Source organism: Pseudoalteromonas phenolica, assembly GCF_044788725.1.
Lineage (GTDB): Bacteria > Pseudomonadota > Gammaproteobacteria > Enterobacterales > Alteromonadaceae > Pseudoalteromonas > Pseudoalteromonas phenolica_C.
Genome location: NZ_CP173161.1, coordinates 568,829 through 589,055, shown reverse-complemented (window position 1 = coordinate 589,055; position 20,227 = coordinate 568,829). Strand labels below are relative to the sequence as shown.

The window sequence follows — 20,227 nt, the reverse complement described above, 5'->3', positions numbered from 1 at the left end:
TCCGTGACTGCCACTAAGATTGATTATATTGAACTTGCTGCAAAAATTAAGCAATGGGGAAAAGAATTTGGCTTTGCCGAAGTTGGGATCACTGATATTGACCTCAGTGAGCATGAAGCCCAATTACAGCGTTGGCTGGATAAAGGTTACCATGGTGAAATGAGCTACATGGCTGCGCACGGCATGAAGCGAGCTAGACCAGCCGAATTGGTACCTGGAACGCAGCGCATCATCAGTGTAAAAATGAACTATTTACCACCCGAAGCAAGCTTTGCTAAGGCACTCGCAAATAAAGACACCGCATACATTAGTCGTTATGCACTAGGCCGCGATTATCATAAAGTGATCCGCAATAAATTAAAGAAGCTAGGACAAAAAATTGAGCAAGAAGTTGGACAGCTTGGCTTTCGCCCTTTTGTTGATTCTGCGCCTGTCTTAGAACGCCAACTCGCCGAAAAAGCAGGACTCGGTTGGCGAGGTAAAAACAGTTTATTAATCAATAAGCAAGCTGGTTCTTGGTTTTTCTTAGGTGAGCTATTTGTTGATCTCCCGCTGCCTGTTGATGAGCCAAATAACGAAGAAGGCTGTGGAAAATGCACAGCCTGTTTAACACTGTGCCCAACGGGTGCCATTGTTGAGCCTTACGTCGTCGATGCGCGAAAGTGTATTTCATATTTAACCATTGAACTGCAAGGCCCAATACCAGAGCAATATCGCCCATTGTTAGGGAATCGCGTCTATGGCTGCGATGATTGCCAATTGGTTTGTCCTTGGAATCGCTTTGGCCAACTCACTTCAGAAGATGATTTTGCGCCACGTAAAAATCTTAAAGATCAAGAGCTCATAACATTGTTTAATTGGAACGAAGAAACGTTTCTCAAAAATACCGAAGGCAGCCCGATCCGTCGTATTGGATTTGAGCGCTGGCAAAGAAATTTAGCGGTTGGCCTAGGGAACGCGCCATTCAGTGCAGTCATTATCGAGACCCTTGAAAAAGCAAAGAGCGACAGTTCTGAGTTAGTCAAAGAACATATTGAGTGGGCATTAAAGCAACAAAGACAAAAACAGAATGAAATAGATAGAAAGCAAGCGCGGCTGATCCGTATTATTGAAAAAGGCCTACCGCGCGATGCTTAGAGAAATAAGTAGTGAGTAGTCACTAGTCACTTGAGAGTGCAGACTCACTACTTCTTATTAATTAAAGATAAGTCTGCTTCGATCTCAGAAAAAGCCGCGCGTACTTTCGTAATTGACTCTTCGCGCGCCACTGAATTTTGAATAGCCTCATCAACGTTGCTAAAAATAAACACTTCTTGGTCTTCATCTAAGCCCATGGTTGGAATGCGGTTTTCAAACTGCTCTTGTAAAGAACGAAACACCTCTTCATTGTGCTTACGATTATCGTCCAGCAAAGTCATCAAGCCCGTAAATTTACTGTGCACCATTGAAATGACTTCAGACAAATTACGCTGCTGATCTTCTAACTCTTTTCTAGTTAAGATAGACAGCAATTGCTGTTCGGTGACACTCACAATAAAGCAAATATGATCACGAATACGACCATGCTTAGCCTCATCGTCTTCAGGCATGTTGAGGATCAATAAACTCAAATTTTCGTAGTTAACTAAAATTCGGTTTTGGAATTCGTGTAAGCGGCCTTTGGATTTTAGAATTTCGAATAACTCTAAAACAATTGGAGAGCATAACCCAGAAGACGCAAAGTGATTTCTTTCACCGCCAATTCTAAGCTCCATATTACAGTTCAAGCCGAAACTAGACAGGCAACTGATCAGTGCTTGGGCAAGCTCTGTTACGTCATCAATTTGGCCAATTTGCTCAATATAATTAACGATTTGGCCCATTTCGCTGCTGGTCGCCATAGCGCTAAAAGCAGTACTGGTCGCATCTTCTACTTGCTGCTCAAGACTTTCTTTTTCAAGTAATATCTGGCCTAAATTACTTAATTTACTCTTGAGCTCGCCATGAGCAAATGGTTTAACAATATAATCTTCTGCGCCAACCGAATACCCTTCCATACGCTCTTCCACAGAACCACGTGCAGACACAAACATGACGACAATGTCTTTGGTTGCTGGGTTGGCTTTAATTTTACGACAGACTTCATAGCCATCCATGCCCGGCATACTCACATCTAGCAAGACCACTTGAGGAGAAAATGACTCTAAGACTTCCAAACATTCAGGACCACTCTCAGCAGTCACTAATTGTAAATCTAGGTCTTCTAATATTTCTTCAATGATCTCTAAGTTAAATGGTTCGTCATCTACGGCCAAAATTCGCTGTAATGCCATTGTCTATTCCCTTTTCTGAATACCGTTAGAATAGTTATAGTCTTGGTTTTAAAAGTTTGCTAAACCAATCATGAGTTTTGTTTCTCTAATGGTAACTCAATCAATACCGTCGCACCGCCATTTTTATTGTTCTGCGCGCAAATATAACCCTTATGTAGTAGTATAAATTCTTTACAAATAGCCAAACCAAGGCCCGTCCCGCCTGCACCACTATTTGTTTTACTACTCTGCACAAATTTAGAGAATACTTGCTCTAGCTCTTCTTCAGGAATGCCAACACCGTGATCACTGATGGCAATACTGACTTTGTCTTCATCTAAATTAATAGATACACCGACTTCACTATCATGTGGGCTAAATTTAAGCGCATTGCCTAATAAGTTCCTCATAACTTGATTCAACTGTTCTTGATCACAGAAAAGCGGTAACCGATCAACAGGAGAATTCACGCGTATTTGTATGCCTTTTTCCATTGCCGAGCCAGCAACATCCTCAATCCCCGTTTTAATAATGGTCATCAAATCATGATTACCCGGGTTGAATGGAAAGTGGCCAGCATCGAGTTTAGACAAGTCTAATAAGTTATTGAGTAAAAGCAGTAGCCGCTCACCACTGGTTTCTATCCTAGATAAGTATTTAGTGAGCTTATCAACAGGGGTTTCACCTGCGCTTAATTTATCTAACCCAAAGCGAGCAAAACTTAAGATAGAATGCATAGGTGTACGTAATTCATGAGACATATTAGCTAAAAACTCAGACTTACTTTGGTTCGCAGCCTCAGCGTCATCTTTCGCTTTTTGTAATTGTGCAGTACGAGCTTGAACCTCTGCCTCTAGTACTTCTTTCGCTTCTTCTAATAACTGTTGTTTTTTCTTTAACTGGGTAACATTTTTTAAGATAACAGCAAATGCCATCTCACCATGATGGTCTATCTCAGTGAAAGTCCCCATTAGAGGAATGGCGCCATTTTCTCTTGGAAGGAGTAACTCAAAATTAAAATGACGATGCGCCCCAACATCTTTAATGGCCTCTTTTAACCCAGAAGCTGTTTCAGCGTCAAACAACTCAAAAATAGAATGCTCTGGCAAGTTCTCAGGCGATAACTGCAATAGCTCGCCACAAGCGTCATTGGCTTCGATTATTTTGCCAGAACGTGAAAAAAGCATGATTGGGTCTGGCGTATGTTTATAAATCACTCTGAGTAAGCTATCACGTTCAATTAACGCGTCGACCGTATCTTGTAATCGCTCTACTAACTCTTGATTATGTCGCTTGAGTAACTCTGTCTGCCAAAGCTTATGAAGTGATTGTAACAACTCACTTTCATCAAACGGCTTGATAAGTACATCTTCCACGCCTTGACGAATGGCTTCCATCATATCCACTTGATTGGCTCTTGAGGTAAACAACAAGCAACGACAATTAGGATGATTCACTTTAAGCGCATTAAACACTTCAAGGCCTGTCCCCTGCTCTAAGTTAAAGTCACTGATCAACAAATCCACTTCATTAGATTGCGCTAAGGTCAATGCTTCTTGCTTATCATGGGCTGTAATTACCGATAGCTGCGCACCGCGCAGGCTCGTCGCCAGCATTTCCAAACGCTCATGATAATGATCAACCAGTAGCACTTTTGGCAGTACTAAACGAGAGTCAATGCCCACTTCAAGAACACGTTCAAGTAAGTTGGTAATTTCTTTGTTGGCAAAAAACGGATAAATGACAATCCCATTCGGTAACGCTCTATTAAACTGGCTGAAAACTTGAAGGTGTCCGGTGTTATCAGGCTTAGGCGCGAGTAAAATTAACTTGGGGTGGGCTCTCAATACAGAGAGTGAATCTAAATACTCACTTGGGATCCCATGAGCAATTGCCACTACAGCGTATTGGTTAAAGTCAAAATCGTCATTTAACATGCGATAATGAATATGCTCAACCTCACCACCCAAAAGTTCAAACAACACCTTTAGGCGCATTGCTAACACGCTATTACTGTCAATAATCAGAATTTTATTCGACATATATTTTTCTTAATTTCACACACCAATTTATCTAAAAGATAGAAATTGACTGAACTCAAACCTGAGCAAATTATTGATCGTAACGGTCGATCACAAATGCTTCCCTAGAATAGTCAAACTATAAGTCTGATCATCCATTTCTGCCACTTCCGGAAATTCCCCCCACACAGTAAAGTCTTGCTGCTCAAATAACTTGATACTAGGAATATTATGAGAAAAAACAAATCCAAGAAGTACTCTTAAACCAATCTCGCGAGCATGACTTTGTGCAAACTCTAATAATATTTTGCCCAGTCCCTGCCCTCGGGCTTTTTGCGTTATATAAATGCTGATTTCTTTACACTTTTGATAAGCTGGTCGCCCATAAAAATCTTTATAACTCAGCCAGCCAAGTACTTTATTTTCATCGCAATATACAAAAATAGGCGACGATGTATTGTGACTCGCAAACCAAGCTCTTCTAGACTCAACAGTGACAGGCTGTGTATCGGCTGTCACCATCCGACTGGCGACCGTTTCGTTATAAATTGCAACTATGGCCTCTAAATCAGATGCTTGTGCATAGCGAATATTCATTACTTTTACTCTACAATGATCGTGGCTGACTAAAAAAACGTATCTTAAACCAGCCAAATTAAAAAAGGGAAACCCTATGTGTAAGTATTTATTAAGCCTTATGATTTTTTTCAGCTCACTCTTCTCGATCACCGTTCAAGCTGAAACGTGTGATGATTTTACGAATGTATCAATGAGAAAGTTACATTCTGAAGAGTCTGTTAATTTTTGCGAATTTAAAGATAAGCCATTACTGATAGTTAACACGGCAAGTAATTGCGGTTTTACTGACCAATTTAAAGACTTAGAAGCTTTGCATAAAAAATATAAAGACCAAGGCTTAGTTGTCATTGGTTTTCCGAGCGATGACTTTTTTCAAGAAGAAAATGATGAAGCCGATACTGCAGAAGTTTGCTTCGTGAATTATGGGGTCACTTTTACCATGTTAGCGACTACAGCTGTACGTGGGGATGATGCGAACCCAATTTTTAAACACCTGAATGCTCAAACTAGTTCACCTAATTGGAATTTTTACAAATATTTAGTTTCAGCTGATCGCAAAACTGTGCAGAGATTTAACAGCCGCACAAAGCCACTTTCGGCTAATTTAACGCAAGCAATTGAAAATTCGCTGTAATCGTTGCACCAGAAAAAATAATATCTATACTAGAATAAATTATGAGTAAAATTCGCTCAGATTCAAAAATCACGGAGAATTTATGACAGTTGCATGCGCAAGACATATTTTAGTTGAAAGTGAAGCACTTTGCTTAGAGTTGAAATCAGAAATTGAGCAAGGCGCAGACTTCGCAGAACTTGCAAAAAAACATTCAAGCTGTCCATCAGGACAAGATGGAGGAGATCTGGGTGAGTTTGGTCCAGGTATGATGGTACCTGAATTTGATAAAGTTGTTTTCTCAGCACCAGTCAATGAAGTTCAAGGCCCGGTGCAAACTCAGTTTGGCTATCATTTACTTGAAGTCACCAGCCGAACAGCGTAAAAAATAAATGTATGACAAGCCGCTGATGCGGCTTTTTTTATACCAATTTCTAAGGTATTTTCTCAATAAGCATAAAAAATAGGAGCCAATTTTATGCATTTATATGGTTCTGATACCTCTCCATTTGCGCGTCGTATCCGCATGTTTGCCCATTATCACCAACTCGATTTACCTTATACTTGCTTAGATATTTTTGCGGAGGAAGGGCGTAATACCCTTGTTCAGCATAATCCTACTCGTAAAATTCCTTTTTTAACCCATGATGATCTTACAATTGCAGACTCAGGGTTAATTATGCGTTATTTAACAGAGCATCAGCAGCTACCTGAAATGACTTGGTGGCAAGCAAATCAACTCGTTCAAATTGACGCCTGTAATGATTCTTTAGTTGAACTACTGATTTGCCATCGCTCTGGGTTAGACACCTCTGAAGATAGACTATTTTTCAACCTTCAATATGAACGCATCGCGGCTCTTTTGAGTTATTTAAATGAACAATGTGTGAAAGAGACGTTTTTAGAAAGCAGTTATCTGAAGATCAGTTTATACTGCCTGCTAGATTGGATCTTGTTTCGTGATCTCTATAATTTGCAAGACTTTGCTGCCTTGGTCGCTTTTCATCAAGTGCAAAGTAACTTGCCGGGTGTAGCACAAACTGATCCCCGACACTCTTGATAGCTTAAACAGGAAAAGATGATGAGCGAAATCGAAATTGAATCAGAATTAGTCACATTTGTAGAGCAAGTTCGCCTAGGTGCTCAGGTTTGGGCGTTAGGCTCTGAAGATGGTGGCGTTGTTGTATGTGAGTCAAATCAGTTTGAAAACGCAGATGTACTTTTGCTATGGGACAGTGAAGAAAAAGCAAAGGCACAGTGTAAAGACGAATGGCAAGAATACACGCCTATGGCTATCGACCTAGATGAGCTGTTAGACGAGTGGGTTGAAGACTTAAATGAAGACCAAGCACTATTTGGTTTAAACTGGAACGATGAGAACGTCTGTGTAGAAATCGAGCCTACTGGCTTAGCACGCGCTTTGTGTGACTAACGCAATCAAAGTTCCTTCGATAGCACGCACATAAGCTTGTGTGTGCTCTCCTCTATGAATTGGTGGCATCAGCGGCTCAGCGCCCGCAGCCACTGCTCTATCATAACTTTCAGCCACATTTTCACATTCAATACATAACTCAAACCCCAGCGCCGGCTGCTTTGGATGGCTACGAATATAACTTTGCTTAAACTGTGCTTGTGCCAAAGGATGAGAGGCAAACCCCAGTGTCACCATACCTGTATCTAATTCACCATAATCGGCCGCTTCTGTCAGCGCAGTAGTCGCAAAACCAAAAGCTTGGTAGTAAAAATCTAACGCCTCTTCAACAGAGTCGACATAAATTATTGTTTTTAAATACTGCATGTTTAGATGTTAGTTAAAAGCGCATAAACTAAGCATACTATTTGAACAGCAAAATACCAATCCTCAATAATACTTGATCATTTTCAGGGACTAAAGCTGTCGCTAACTGCGTTAAAAATCTCTTATTTAGAGTAACTAAATTACAAGATTTTTGCCTTCTTATCGACAAGCTTTCCTTGCCTTAAAATAGCTCACTTAATTAAGAGTATTGGTATAAAAAAGCCAACTTATTCAGTTGGCTTTAATTTATAAATAGCGTTTAGTTATATAAAGTTAAATATATTTAGCTAAGTACTTTTTAAAGATTGGGTCGGTTTGCGCTAATTGCTTTTGCTCTTCTAAAATTTCTTTTAGCATCGCTTCAGAGGTTAATGGGTTGGCTAGTACTACTCTGAAAACAACCGTAGGCTGATTATCATATTGTGCTGGTGTTAGACGTGTACGAGAAACAAACGAGCGGCCCGCCTCACGCTGACGTTTTTGCATGCTTGCCGTAAATCGGTTTAATGCAGCATAAATGTCTATTTTCTCGTCTTCATTCGCATTCGCTATCGCCTGTTTGATAGCCTTAGGTACATAACGGTAAGTTAATAAACATAGCTCAGGCTCAGACACTAGCTCAAAGTCTTCATCTTGTTTGATAAGCTCAGCAAAGTATTTTGCTTTCGCAATCCCCTTATCAATCAGCATTTCATAACCTTGGCGGCCAATAACACGTAAACATGCATGCACGAGCATAGCCATACCTGGACGGCTGCCTTCTAATGTGTGGCTGCCCAAGTCTTTAGAACCTTTACGAAGAATGTATTCAGCGTGATGCTCAATTGCATCTGTGGCATGAGGGTCTTTGAACAACACCATACCAGCGCCCATAGGCACATACATTTGTTTGTGTGCATCGATGGTGATAGAGTCCGCTCGCTCAATGCCATCTAATAACACTCTTGCATTGCTAGAAAGTAAAGTCGCCCCACCCCACGCTGCATCAACATGAAAATGACAGTTTAACTCATGTGCTAAATCAGCCATCTCATTTAATGGGTCAATATTGCCTGTTTCGGTAGTCCCAGCAACACCCACTAACGCCATAACTTTGATACCTTGCGCTTCAAGCTCTAGCGCTTTCTCTCGCATGGCTTGAACATCAACCTTGTTGTTATCACTGGTCTTAACGGCAATAAAGTTGTCGCGGCCAATACCTAACACATCTGCGGCTTTACCCAGTGAATAGTGACCTCGTTCAGAGACTAAAACCGCCAGACCTTTGTAGCCATAGTGCATCATAGCTGCAACTAGGCCTTGGCTATTAATGCCTTTAAAGTCACCTTGTGGTTTTAACAAACGGTTTCGAGCGATCCAAAGTGCGGTGATATTAGCAACGGTACCACCAGAACAAAACGCACCTAAAGAGGTCTTTGCGCTGTGCATCCATTTGCTATAGAAAGATTCATCAGCGCCATAAGCAAGATGATGCATCATGCCTAATACTTGGCGCTCTAACGGCGTAAATGCTTTCGAGGTTTCAATTTTTACTAGGTTTTGATTTAACCCCACCATCAATTTTGATAGTGGTAAAACAAAATGAGGAAGTGCTGAGGTCATATGACCTATAAAACTAGGTGAAGCCGTATGCACTGAATGCGCAACTAGCTGCTCCATAATGTCTTGAGCATAGTCAGACACAAACATAGGCTGTTCTGGAATAGCAGCCGACTGAAAATCTTTTTCTACTTCATGCAAAGGTTTTTCAATTGCTGCAATATTCTCGTTTAAAAAGCCCACCAAATTATTGGAGATTTCCAGTTCAATCTTACTTAAAGTTGAATCTGGCGCTTCCGGCACCGTAAATATACGCATTAAAGTTTCATCAGAAGCTACAGCACAACGCTTAGGACCCATGTTTCTACCTAGTTAAACAAACCAATACCAGAACAAAGTTCTTTACTGGCCTTATAATTCTTATATGACTAAACCGCTAACTCTACTTTAAGTTTTCATTAAAGTCTCGTTTTGCACCTATAAAACTTAAACTCGCTTTCTATACTAGTGTAAAAGAGGTGATCTTGAAGTGGACTTAAGTGATATATTTGCCTAATATTTGAAAAAATGATCAATCTAAGAGCCTGATATTTTCTTAGAATAAGGATTAACAATGATCAGAAGGACCTCGCCAGCAAATATTCTCTTTGCAGGCTTTTTTATATTTCTAACCTGTTTAGTAGGTTATGTTTATTATACCTACGAAACCACTCGCCAAGCGATTATTAGTGATATTGACCAGCAACTGCTTCATGCGGCTCAAAGTGCGCAATTAATCATTGATGAGCATTATCACGATAACTTAACGACTATTAGCCCAGAGCAATATAAAGTGTTGAGTAAAAAATTATCAAAGCTCGCCGACACCTTAGGCGTAGAATATGTTTATAGCATGGTCTACGAAGTGCCTTTTGTGCTCTTTACTTCATCGAGTCACACCAAAGAAGATTTACAGGAAAACAAGCTAACTCGCTTTCTCGATCCATACCCCGAAGCGACCGTAACAAATAAAAGTGCGTTTCGCTCTACAGAGCCTGTTTATGAAGTGTCTGAAGATCAATGGGGTCACTTTAAAACCATCTTTGTGCCCTATCTTAGTCCAAATGGTAAAACCTATTTAGTCGGTGCCGACATGACCACTGACTCTGTTCAAGCCCAGTTAAATGCTAGCGTCACGCGCGCAGTCCTTAGTGGTAGCTTCTTCTTTTTTATCGCCGTACTTGTTGCTAGCTTTTACTTCATTTTATATCGCAGATCGCTCACCACAGATCCTCGTACTGGTTTTGGTAATCGTATTGCTTTAGAGCATGATATTAAACATCACAAAAGTGAGCATCTAAGCCTTGCTATCGTTGAAATACATGAGTTAGAAAATATCGTCAGTTTTTATGGTGCGAATGTAGGCGATCAGGTTATGAGTCGGATAATGGAGTACTTTGCATCTCAATCTAGCTCTGTATATGTCTACCGATTAGCAACTTCAAAATTGGTATTACTTTGTGATAGCGAACGAGGTGAGCACTTTTTAAGTAATCTAATTCAACAGTACCCTACCAGTTCGCCTATTTTAAAACGCCCGCATTTGTATATTCAGCTCAATGCTGGCATTGCTGAAGGCAATAAATCTCTGTTACTAGAAAATGCCTACGTAGCATGTCGTCAAGCCATTCAACAAAAAGAGTTAGTATGTATTTACAGCATTGATAAGCATGAAGCAAAACAACTACAACATTCTCGTTTGGCAATGGCTAAAACGCTCAATGATGCCTTCTCTCAAAATCGCGTGGTTGTCTACTTTACCCCTCGCTGCGCCCCGAATCATGAGATGGTATGCCAATATTTATGTAACGCGCGCGTGCTAGATGAACAGGGCGGCCTGATCACCGATGATGCATTTTCTGAAGTCGTTAAGCAATCACGTATGGAAGGGCAATTAACCCGCCACATTTTCTCTCAATGCATTACTCGTTTTAGAAAGTCTCGCACAGCATGGTCAATTCGTCTTAGTTATCAAGATGCTTCTGATCCGCAGTTAATTGATTTTATTACTCAAGAGTTGCGTCGCTATCCACAGCCAAGCTTGATCACCTTCGAGCTCGATGAACAAGATATACTCGATAACTTTAATGCCATGGCCGTTGCCATCAATATATTGAAGAGTAAGGGCGTAAAAATTCTAGTGAATTCGGTTAGCAGTGGTTTACTTACGGTCAGCCGAGTGATGAAGCTGAGTATTGATGCTATAAAACTCGATGACGGTATTTCGTCACATCTAGACAGTGATGAACAGGTGCTATCTTTTATTGAGCATTTAGCGCGATTGTGCAAAGACAGAGAAATGCATTTAATCGTCGGCAATGTAGAAACCGAAGTACAGTACGAACTACTCAGTGCGGCTGGCGTTAGTTACTTACAAGGCCCCTATATTGGAAAAGCAACGCCACACATAAAGTGTCCAGAAGAAAGCATAGATTACCTGGTCAGTGCATAATACCAATCCTCAATAATACTCAATCATTTTGAGGGACTAAAACTGGCGCTAGCTCCGTTAAATATTTCTTATTTAGAACAATAAAAAAGGGCCTCAAGGCTAATGCCGATCAGTTAAGAAATATTTTAATGATCAGTTGACCGATCTTTTCAAAGCTTCACAATCCGATATCAGTTTACTGGTATCGGATTTTTTTATGGAATTGTCTGAAGCACTTGCGCGCACATCTATTTCTCGTCTCACTGAATTTCAAAGCTTGGCCGATGTTTTAGAGCCAGAGATTATACAAGCCTGTTTAGATTCCAATGGTGTAGCAACATTACGTAAACGCAAGCTCCCAATGGATGCCATGATTTGGGCTGTTATTGGCATGTCTTTGTTCCGAACGGAGTCCGTTCGTCAGCTAATTAACAAATTAGACATTGTTTTACCTCAAGACGTGGATTATGTTGCCCGAAGTGCCGTCACTCAAGCCAGAAAAAAGTTAGGCAGTAATGTAGTACAAGATGTTTTTTACCGTACAGCCCAAACCTGGCATGACCGTGCGGAACATCCACATTGGAACGGCCTTAATATTTACGGTGTTGATGGTGTCGTTTGGCGAACGCCTGATAGCGCTGCAAATAGTGCAGTCTTTGCTCGAACTGCCAACAAAGCCAGTTATGCTGGTTATCCGCAAGTCCGAATGGTCTGCTTAATGGAGTTAAGCAGTCACCTCATACTGGGGAGCGCCTTTGATAGTGTAAGTGAAAACGAGATGAATCTAGCGAGCAAACTCATAAGTCATGTGCCAGATAACAGCTTGACGCTATTCGATAAAGGGTTTTATTCACTTGGCTTGCTACATGAATGGGAGCAAAAGGGAAATAATACGCATTGGTTGCTCCCCCTCAAAAAAGGCACTCAGTATGAAGTTGTAGATAGCCTAGGCAAGCAAGATAAGCTGGTTCGTCTAACAACGACGCCGCAGGCTAAGAAGAAGCGCCCTAACTTACCCGACTCTATAACAGTGAGATTATTGACTAGGCGAGTGAAAGGGAAAGAAGTAAGCGTACTCACATCAATGACTGATGCAATGGAATATCCCGCTTCGGAGATTGTAGATTTATATGCGCATCGCTGGGAAATTGAAATGGGCTATCGAGAAATGAAGCAATATCTATTGGAAAGTCGATTCACCTTGCGCAGCAATTTACCGGAGCTAATTCACCAAGAGTTATGGGGCTTGTTACTGGCTTACAACCTTATCCGTTACAAAATGATATTGATGGCTAAATCACTAAAAAGTGTTTACCCAAATCAACTTAGCTTCAGAGATGCTTCATCACATATCATCTACAAACTTACTCAAATGCCAATATATGCTCCAGGAAATGTCCCTAAAATCATTCTAGATATAGAAAAAAATGCTAGTCAGTTTAAGCTTGAGGGAAAGCGAGAACGAAGTTACCCGAGGCTATTGAAGGTGTCTAAAAACCGATACCCAGTTGCTAAACGTAATAATGCCGTTCACCTTAAGTGAACGGCATTAGGCCTCAAGGCCCTTTTTTATTGTTTAATTGTAACCCTAGCCTAGCGAGATAAGTCTAGTTTCAAACGCGTACTTGATTGCCCGCTCGCCCAGTATTTACGCTCAAACGGCGTGATAGCAGTGTCACTTTCATAAGCTTCAACCGCAACTGGGTGGCCTGCTAATTCTAGCGCTCGTGCAAACTCTTTAACGTAAATATCCCAATTAGAGCGCACTTCTAAGATACCGCCTAGCTTCACAATAAATGGGAAGACGGGGGCACCGTGCCAACGTCTACCAATGTGCTTGGCTTTAGGCCAAGGGTTTGGATATAACAAGTAATGGTGCGTTGGCTGCCAACCAGCTTCTAGCGCAAGGCGCCAAAAGTCGTTTAAATCAGCCTGAACTAAAATATAGTGCCCTGATTCAGTTTGCTTATATTCCACATCATGTTTATCTAAGCGATGCGACGACTTATCGATACCAATCACTAAGGCATCAGGGTGCAGCTTAGCTAAGTTGGCTGTGCTTTCACCTACTCCGCAGCATGAATCTAAAATCAAAGGCCCGTTAAAAGCCTGAACCTTTTCATTGACCTCATCAAACGCTTTTTGCGTATGTTCGGCAATGGGCTTTTTAAACTCTGCCGCTAGGTGCTTTTGTACTATTTCATCGAGCTTTTCATGTAGCCCAGGTTGGTTTGAAACAATGCTTCTCGAATTTGCTTCACTCATCAGTGACGTAACCCTATCCCACGGCGAATTAATGTCAGTGCCGTAATAAATAAACCAGTAATTAGCACTAATAATACCGCAAATGAGGTGTAAATGCTGACATCTGACACACCTAAAAAGCCAAATCTAAATGCGTTCACCATATAAATGATCGGATTTGCTTGCGACACACCTTGCCAAAACTCAGGCAACAGCGTGATAGAGTAGAATACCCCACCTAAGTAAGTTAGTGGCGTCAGGACAAAGGTTGGAATAATACTGATGTCATCAAAGCTGTTTGCATAAACGGCGTTGATGAGGCCACCTAACGCAAAAACCGCCGATGTCAGTACCACAGTGGCGATGATCACAAACACATTATGAATTTGAATATCAACGAAAAACAAAGACACAATTGTGACGATTAAACCTACTAGCATGCCGCGGGCCATACCGCCGCCCATGTAACCAAGCACAATAATGTAATTTGGCACGGGCGCCACTAACAGCTCTTCAATGCTCTTTTGGAATTTAGTCGAATAGAAGCTTGATGCCACATTTGAATAGGAGTTGGTGATCACCGACATCATGATCAGGCCAGGAACAATAAACTCCATATAGCTAAAACCGCCCATCTCGCCAATACGCGAGCCGATTAAACTACCGAAGATCACAAAATATAAGGTCATAGTGATCGCAGGTGGCACTAAGGTTTGCACCCAAATACGTAAAAAGCGGATACATTCTTTGATCCAAATACTTTTTAACGCGACTGAATAACGACTTAAACTCATGCTTCACGCCCCTGCTCTAGTAAACTTACAAACAATTCTTCTAATCGGTTGGCTTTATTTCGCATACTCAGCACGGTATTACCTTGCGCTGATAACTGTGAAAACACCTCGTTTAACCCTTGAGATTTTGCCACTTCAACCTCTAATGTGTGGTCGTCAGTCATAACGAACTCATAACCCTCTAAGGTAACGGGCTTCACAGGTGACTGTAAGTCGAGTACAAAAGTTTCTTTGTCTAACTTGGCAAGTAAGGCTTTGATCGTGGTGTTTTCAACAATCGTACCTTGATCGATGATGGCGATGTTTTTACACAGTAACTCCGCCTCTTCAAGGTAGTGGGTTGTCAGAATAATCGTTACCCCTTGCTCGTTGATTTCACGTAAGAAATCCCACATTGAGCGACGTAGTTCAATGTCTACACCTGCGGTTGGTTCATCTAAAATAAGTAACTTAGGTTCGTGCATTAATGCGCGCGCAATCATCAGGCGGCGTTTCATTCCACCCGAAAGCGTACGCGCTTGCTTGTCTTTCTTATCGAACAGACCCAGCTTTTTTAAATATTTCTCGGCACGCTCATGGGCAAGTTTGCGTGGCACACCATAGTAACCCGCTTGGTTCACTAAAATTTGGTTCAGAGTTTCGAACTGAGAAAAGTTAAACTCTTGCGGCACTAAACCTAGCTCTTGTTTCGCGTCTTCAAGCTTTGTATCAATTGAATGACCAAAGACTTCAACTGTGCCTGCGGTTTTATTTACCAATGATGAGATGACGCCAATGGTGGTTGATTTACCTGCACCATTAGGGCCAAGCAGCGCGAAAAAATCACCCTGCTCTACTTGCAAGTCGATGCCTTTTACCGCCTCGACGCCATTTTTATAGACTTTGCGTAAGCCTTGAATATTTAATGCGATGGTCATGTTATTTGTGGTCTCCATAACCCCAACGTTTAGTGAGTGTATGTTCGATATTGAGGTGGTCTAAAATTCGCGCCACCATAAAGTCGACAAGGTCGTCGATCGACTCAGGTTTATGATAAAAACCCGGAGCCGCAGGCATGATGGTCACGCCCATCTGACTCAGTTTGTGCATATTCTCTAAGTGAATTGAGCTAAATGGCGTTTCGCGAGGCACTAAAATCAGTTGTCCACGCTCTTTGATCACCACATCAGCCGCACGTTCTAATAAGTTATCCGATGCGCCCACCGCAATCGCCGATACAGAACCCGCGCTACACGGACAAACCACCATTTTTTTCGGTGCCGCCGAACCAGAAGCCACTGGGCTAAACCAGTTATCTTTACCAAATACTTTTACTTGCTCAGGCCCTGCTTTTACCAGCTCACTTAACTGCTCAGTGCATTTTTGCTCATTGCCCGACAACTTTATATTTGATTCGGTATCAAGCACCACACGCGCAGCGCTCGAAATAAGCACATAAACTTGGTAGTTCATTGCCACCAGCACTTCGAGTAGACGAAGACCATAGGGTGCGCCCGATGCGCCACTAAAAGCCAGTGTAATGGCCTCTTTATACTGTTTCATTTTTAAACCTTTAAGCTCGACGTTGGCAACCTAGCTAAATTTAGCCTGCAACGCTGCCAATAATTTTTGATGGATACCTGCAAAACCACCATTACTCATGATAAGAATATGCTGGCCTGCCTGTGCGTTTGCACACACCTTCTCAATAATAGACTCAATCGTGCTATCGCACTCTCGCCCTGCTTCTTGGGCTTGGGCCTTCAACGACCAATCTAACCCTTCAGGTTCGAATAAATACGCTTTATCAGCTTGTTCAAGTGACGCCAACAAGGTTTGTTTGTGTACGCCCATTTTCATGGTGTTAGAACGAGGCTCTAAAATTGCAACGACCTCATCACTGCCTACTTTGGCTTTTAAGCCTGCCAAAGTGGTTTTAATTGCCGTTGGGTGATGTGCAAAGTCGTCGTAAATACGAATACCTGCTACTTCACCGATCAACTCCATGCGGCGTTTTGGTGATATAAACTCAGCTAAGGCATCAATCGACACCTCAACTGGAATGCCCACATGACGAGCTGCGGCAATGGTCATCATGGCATTTTTCACATTGTGCTCACCAATTGCGTCCCACTTCACAACCCCTTGTACTTCACCGTGTAAAAGCACTTCAAACTGCGAGCCGTCAGCTGAGAGTAAGTGATAGTCCCAATCGCCTTTTAATGTTTCTTGTTCACTCCAAAAACCGCGCTCAATCACCTCTTGCAAGGCAATATCATCTGCCGGATAAATGGCTTTGCCTTTACCCGGTAAAGTGCGAATAAGATGATGGAATTGGGTTTGAATGGCGTTTAGATCCGCAAAGATATCAGCATGATCAAACTCTAGATTGTTCATGACCAACGTACGTGGCAGGTAATGTACAAACTTACTGCGCTTATCAAAAAAGGCCGTGTCGTATTCGTCTGCTTCAATCACAAAAAACGGCGTATCGCTGACACGTGCCGACACCCCAAAGTTTTGCACTATGCCACCGATTAAAAAGCCAGGGCGCAAACCTGCGTATTCTAAAACCCAGGCCAACATACTCGCCGTTGTGGTTTTACCATGCGTGCCCGCCACAGCAAGCACCCAGCTGTCGCGCAGTAAATGATTCTTTAGCCACTCAGGACCTGAGGTGTAATTTAAGCCTTGCTCTAACACATACTCAACGCATGCATTACCACGGCTCATGGCATTACCAATCACCACCATATCAGGCGCAGGGTCTAGCTGTTTAGGATCGTAACCTTGAGTGAGCTCAATACCCAATTCTTCAAGCTGAGTGCTCATAGGTGGATAAACGTTTTGGTCTGAGCCTGTCACTTTATAACCCAAAGACTGAGCAATGGCCGCAATGCCGCCCATAAATGTGCCGCAAATACCTAAAATATGAATGTGTTTATTATTGTTGTTGCTCATAAACCAAGACCTTGGGTGAAGAATATATGGTTTGCCATATTAACGGAAATCACCATTATTGTGCTAATTAATTACAGAAACAGGTGTTATATCAATACTGATTAAATATGGGCTGAATATATAAAAAAAATGCCAGTCTTAGACTGGCATCTTCTATCTTATATTTGTACCTACTCTATTAAACAAACGCATTTATAGCAGCACATAGAACAGGTTCAAACTCTAAGTATTTCATATTGTACGTAGGCGGCAAACATATGAGACCCATAAGCATAGGTTTCCTATGTGATCGGCCTGGCTGGCGACCCAGCGATATATGTGAAGCCAACACCCGTGCGTAGCAACATATACGGGTAACCCTTATAGATTTCGTTGCGTACGAAGGAGGCAATCGAATGAGTGCCATGAGCATAGTTTTACTATGTGATTGGCCGCAATGAGAGCAGCCAACGCATGTACGCAGCGAAAGATGACGGGGTTTAGACGCCGTACTGGTCGCGGTAAGCCTTAACTGCTTCTAAATGCTCGCCCATTGAGCCTTGCTCTTCTAGGTAAGTAATTAGGTCAGCAAGTTTCACGATTGATACCACTTGTGTACCAAAATCACGTTCAACTTCTTGAATTGCAGATAATTCAGCTTTACCTTTTTCCTGACGGTCTAGGGCAATTAAAACACCTGAAAGATCAGCACCTGCCGCAGCAATGATTTCCATTGATTCACGAATTGCAGTACCCGCTGTGATCACGTCATCAACTAACATGATACGACCTTCAAGTGGAGAACCTACTAAGCTACCACCTTCACCGTGAGTTTTTGCTTCTTTACGGTTAAAGCAATACGGTACGTCTTTGTTGTAGTGATCAGCCAGTGCAACTGCAGTCGTTGTTGCAATTGGAATACCTTTGTACGCTGGGCCGAATAGTAAATCGTATTCAATGCCTGCATCTTCAAGTGCTGCTGCATAAAAACGACCTAAACGTGCCAAATCACGACCTGTGTTGAACAGACCCGCGTTAAAGAAATAAGGGCTAGTACGGCCAGATTTTAAAGTGAACTCACCAAACTTTAATACCTGCTTCTCTAGAGCAAATTCAATAAACTCTTTTTGATATGCTTTCATGTCAACTTAACCCTACTTAAATTATGCCAATGCTTGTTTTTGAATATCGATGATTTCGCGGATTGAATGCTTCGCCAAACCTAACAACTCATCTAATTCTTCAAATGAGAACGGTTCGCCCTCAGCTGTACCTTGTACTTCAATCAGCTTGCCTGTTTCTGTCATGATCACATTCATATCAGTTTCAGCTTCTGAATCTTCTAGGTATTCAAGGTCAGAAATCGCTTGGCCTTTGTAAACACCCACAGAAATTGCTGCAATCATAAACTTCAGTGGGTTATTGTTGATCATGCCTTTTGCACGCATGTTAGTCAGCGCATCAACCAATGCCACACATGCACCGCTGATAGACGCAGTACGCGTACCACCGTCTGCCTGAAGCACATCACAATCAATTGTAATGGTGTTTTCGCCAAGCGCTTTTAAATCAACCGCAGCACGAAGCGCGCGCGCGATTAAGCGTTGAATTTCCATTGTGCGGCCGCCTTGCTTGCCTTTTGCAGCTTCGCGGTTATTACGCGTATGAGTAGAACGTGGCAACATACCGTATTCAGCTGTGATCCAACCTTTACCTTGGCCTTTCATAAAGCGAGGTACACCGGCTTCAACCGTTGCTGTACAAAGTACTTTTGTGTTTCCGAACTCAACCAGCACAGAGCCTTCGGCGTGCATAGTATAGTTACGGGTAAAGGTCACAGGCCTAATTTGATTTGCTGTTCTTTCACTTGGACGCATCCACGTTCCCCTATATTCAAAATTTTCAATATTATAAAGGGTCATGCGTTATCTTGCCACGGACATTTATGTTAATTCGAGCTATAACTTACTCTCAACAAAAATGATGATTTTGTGACTGGGCAGAAATTGCACTTCAAACTGACCTGCCCTGTAGCTATAATGCCATCGGTTTTAATTTTATGATTTTAGGAATCTTTACATGATCCACAGTATGACCGCCTACGCACGCCGAGAAGTTAAAGGTGAATGGGGCACAGGGGTTTGGGAAATCCGCTCAGTTAATCAGCGTTACCTAGAAACCTTTATCCGAGCACCTGAACAATTTCGCGGTATGGAGCCGGTAATACGCGAACGCCTTCGCAAGCACCTACAACGTGGCAAGGTTGAAGTATTCTTAAAGTTTGCAGCCAACCCAGCCCATGTTGGCGAATTGTCTATCAACGAGACTCTGGCACAACAGTTAATTAAAAGTGCCCAGTGGGTTCAGTCGCAAAGCAATGGCGACCAAGCGGTAAGCACCATCAACCCAGTTGATATTTTACGTTGGCCGGGCGTAATGGAAGCCGAAGAAATCGATTTAGACACAGTAAACAGCGAGCTACTTGCTGGTTTTGATTTACTGGTTGAAGATTTCAAAGCGGCGCGCGCAAGTGAAGGTGAAAACCTTGAAGCCATGATCACGACACGTCTCGATGCCATCATCGAGCAAGTGGCGATTGTTGAAGGTCATATGCCAGAAGTGGCTAAATGGCAGCGCGACAAGCTAACTAGCCGTTTAGATGAACTTAAAACAGACATCGACGAAGGCCGCCTTGAGCAAGAACTTATTTATCTTGCGCAAAAACAAGACGTCGCTGAAGAGCTAGACCGCTTAAAGTCTCACGTTAAAGAAACAAACAAAATCTTAAAGAAAGGTGGCGCATGTGGCCGTCGCTTAGACTTTATGATGCAAGAGTTTAACCGTGAATCAAACACCCTAGCGTCAAAGTCAATCAACACAGAGATCACCAATGCAGCGGTTGAACTTAAAGTGTTAATTGAACAGATGCGCGAGCAGATACAAAATATAGAATAATATC

20 protein-coding genes are annotated in these 20,227 nt (G+C 42.1%); 8 read left to right on the top strand and 12 right to left on the bottom strand.

Features of this window, described 5'->3' with window-relative positions; translation table 11 throughout:
* Positions 1 to 3 precede the first annotated feature (3 nt).
* Positions 4 to 1,137 (top strand): tRNA epoxyqueuosine(34) reductase QueG, encoded by a 1,134-nt coding sequence (gene queG / locus ACH784_RS02675; protein ID WP_404393324.1) that lies wholly within the window; start codon positions 4 to 6, stop codon positions 1,135 to 1,137.
* A 47-nt stretch (positions 1,138 to 1,184) separates the two neighbouring features.
* Here the strand turns inward: queG and ACH784_RS02670 are convergent, their stop codons facing one another.
* The 3 genes from ACH784_RS02670 to ACH784_RS02660 form a co-directional block, all read right to left on the bottom strand.
* The gene (locus ACH784_RS02670; protein ID WP_404393322.1) at positions 1,185 to 2,312 is read right to left on the bottom strand and encodes a two-component system response regulator; all 1,128 of its coding nucleotides are present in this window, start codon (positions 2,310 to 2,312) and stop codon (positions 1,185 to 1,187) included.
* A gap of 68 nt (positions 2,313 to 2,380) precedes the next feature.
* Complete coding sequence (locus ACH784_RS02665; protein ID WP_404393320.1) at positions 2,381 to 4,333, bottom strand: ATP-binding protein; 1,953 nt, start codon at positions 4,331 to 4,333, stop codon at positions 2,381 to 2,383.
* A gap of 90 nt (positions 4,334 to 4,423) precedes the next feature.
* A complete protein-coding gene (locus tag ACH784_RS02660; RefSeq protein ID WP_404393318.1) occupies positions 4,424 to 4,909 on the bottom strand; it encodes a GNAT family N-acetyltransferase in 486 nt (161 codons plus the stop codon).
* Positions 4,910 to 5,009: 100 nt separating this feature from the next.
* On the opposite strand from ACH784_RS02660, the gene ACH784_RS02655 reads away from it, so the two are divergent.
* The 4 genes from ACH784_RS02655 (at position 5,010) to ACH784_RS02640 (ending at position 6,936) form a co-directional block, all read left to right on the top strand.
* The gene (locus tag ACH784_RS02655; RefSeq protein WP_404395168.1) at positions 5,010 to 5,525 is read left to right on the top strand and encodes a glutathione peroxidase; all 516 of its coding nucleotides are present in this window, start codon (positions 5,010 to 5,012) and stop codon (positions 5,523 to 5,525) included.
* An 82-nt stretch (positions 5,526 to 5,607) separates the two neighbouring features.
* The gene (locus ACH784_RS02650; RefSeq protein ID WP_404393316.1) at positions 5,608 to 5,889 is read left to right on the top strand and encodes a peptidylprolyl isomerase; all 282 of its coding nucleotides are present in this window, start codon (positions 5,608 to 5,610) and stop codon (positions 5,887 to 5,889) included.
* A gap of 93 nt (positions 5,890 to 5,982) precedes the next feature.
* A complete protein-coding gene (locus tag ACH784_RS02645) occupies positions 5,983 to 6,564 on the top strand; it encodes a glutathione S-transferase family protein (protein WP_404393314.1) in 582 nt (193 codons plus the stop codon).
* A 21-nt stretch (positions 6,565 to 6,585) separates the two neighbouring features.
* Positions 6,586 to 6,936, top strand: coding sequence for a DUF2750 domain-containing protein (locus ACH784_RS02640; protein ID WP_404393312.1), 351 nt, complete (start codon positions 6,586 to 6,588; stop codon positions 6,934 to 6,936).
* On the opposite strand, the gene ACH784_RS02635 is transcribed toward ACH784_RS02640, so the two are convergent.
* Positions 6,913 to 7,302, bottom strand: a complete 390-nt coding sequence (locus ACH784_RS02635) for a VOC family protein (protein WP_404393310.1) — start codon at positions 7,300 to 7,302, stop codon at positions 6,913 to 6,915. The two genes, ACH784_RS02640 and ACH784_RS02635, sit on opposite strands and share 24 nt — an antisense overlap.
* A 273-nt stretch (positions 7,303 to 7,575) precedes the next feature.
* Complete coding sequence (panP, locus tag ACH784_RS02630; protein WP_404393308.1) at positions 7,576 to 9,201, bottom strand: pyridoxal-dependent aspartate 1-decarboxylase PanP; 1,626 nt, start codon at positions 9,199 to 9,201, stop codon at positions 7,576 to 7,578.
* Positions 9,202 to 9,454: 253 nt separating this feature from the next.
* Between panP and ACH784_RS02625 the strand changes: the two genes are divergently transcribed.
* Together ACH784_RS02625 and ACH784_RS02620 are read left to right on the top strand one after the other, a co-directional pair.
* Positions 9,455 to 11,332 (top strand): EAL domain-containing protein, encoded by a 1,878-nt coding sequence (locus tag ACH784_RS02625; protein ID WP_404393306.1) that lies wholly within the window; start codon positions 9,455 to 9,457, stop codon positions 11,330 to 11,332.
* A 196-nt stretch (positions 11,333 to 11,528) separates the two neighbouring features.
* Positions 11,529 to 12,854, top strand: a complete 1,326-nt coding sequence (locus ACH784_RS02620; RefSeq protein WP_404389411.1) for an IS4 family transposase — start codon at positions 11,529 to 11,531, stop codon at positions 12,852 to 12,854.
* 50 nt (positions 12,855 to 12,904) lie between these two features.
* On the opposite strand, the gene ACH784_RS02615 is transcribed toward ACH784_RS02620, so the two are convergent.
* The 7 genes from ACH784_RS02615 to rph form a co-directional block, all read right to left on the bottom strand.
* The gene (locus ACH784_RS02615; RefSeq protein ID WP_404393304.1) at positions 12,905 to 13,576 is read right to left on the bottom strand and encodes a tRNA (guanine(46)-N(7))-methyltransferase TrmB; all 672 of its coding nucleotides are present in this window, start codon (positions 13,574 to 13,576) and stop codon (positions 12,905 to 12,907) included.
* Positions 13,576 to 14,349, bottom strand: a complete 774-nt coding sequence (locus tag ACH784_RS02610; protein WP_138477977.1) for an ABC transporter permease — start codon at positions 14,347 to 14,349, stop codon at positions 13,576 to 13,578. The genes ACH784_RS02615 and ACH784_RS02610 overlap by 1 nt, the downstream gene beginning before the upstream one ends.
* Positions 14,346 to 15,266: an ABC transporter ATP-binding protein gene (locus tag ACH784_RS02605; protein WP_058030998.1), complete on the bottom strand. Its 921-nt coding sequence runs from the start codon at positions 15,264 to 15,266 to the stop codon at positions 14,346 to 14,348. Before ACH784_RS02605 ends, ACH784_RS02610 begins: the two co-directional genes overlap by 4 nt.
* 1 nt (position 15,267) lies before the next feature.
* A complete protein-coding gene (locus ACH784_RS02600) occupies positions 15,268 to 15,891 on the bottom strand; it encodes a flavin prenyltransferase UbiX (RefSeq protein ID WP_130255467.1) in 624 nt (207 codons plus the stop codon).
* 30 nt (positions 15,892 to 15,921) lie between these two features.
* A complete protein-coding gene (mpl, locus tag ACH784_RS02595) occupies positions 15,922 to 17,289 on the bottom strand; it encodes a UDP-N-acetylmuramate:L-alanyl-gamma-D-glutamyl-meso-diaminopimelate ligase (RefSeq protein ID WP_404393301.1) in 1,368 nt (455 codons plus the stop codon).
* Between the two features lie 479 nt (positions 17,290 to 17,768).
* A complete protein-coding gene (gene pyrE, locus ACH784_RS02590; protein WP_138477972.1) occupies positions 17,769 to 18,410 on the bottom strand; it encodes an orotate phosphoribosyltransferase in 642 nt (213 codons plus the stop codon).
* 21 nt (positions 18,411 to 18,431) lie between these two features.
* Positions 18,432 to 19,145: a ribonuclease PH gene (rph, locus tag ACH784_RS02585; protein WP_058031002.1), complete on the bottom strand. Its 714-nt coding sequence runs from the start codon at positions 19,143 to 19,145 to the stop codon at positions 18,432 to 18,434.
* 202 nt (positions 19,146 to 19,347) lie between these two features.
* Here rph and ACH784_RS02580 point away from each other — a divergent pair, with 202 nt between their 5' ends.
* Positions 19,348 to 20,223: a YicC/YloC family endoribonuclease gene (locus tag ACH784_RS02580; protein ID WP_138477970.1), complete on the top strand. Its 876-nt coding sequence runs from the start codon at positions 19,348 to 19,350 to the stop codon at positions 20,221 to 20,223.
* Positions 20,224 to 20,227: the final 4 nt, after the last annotated feature.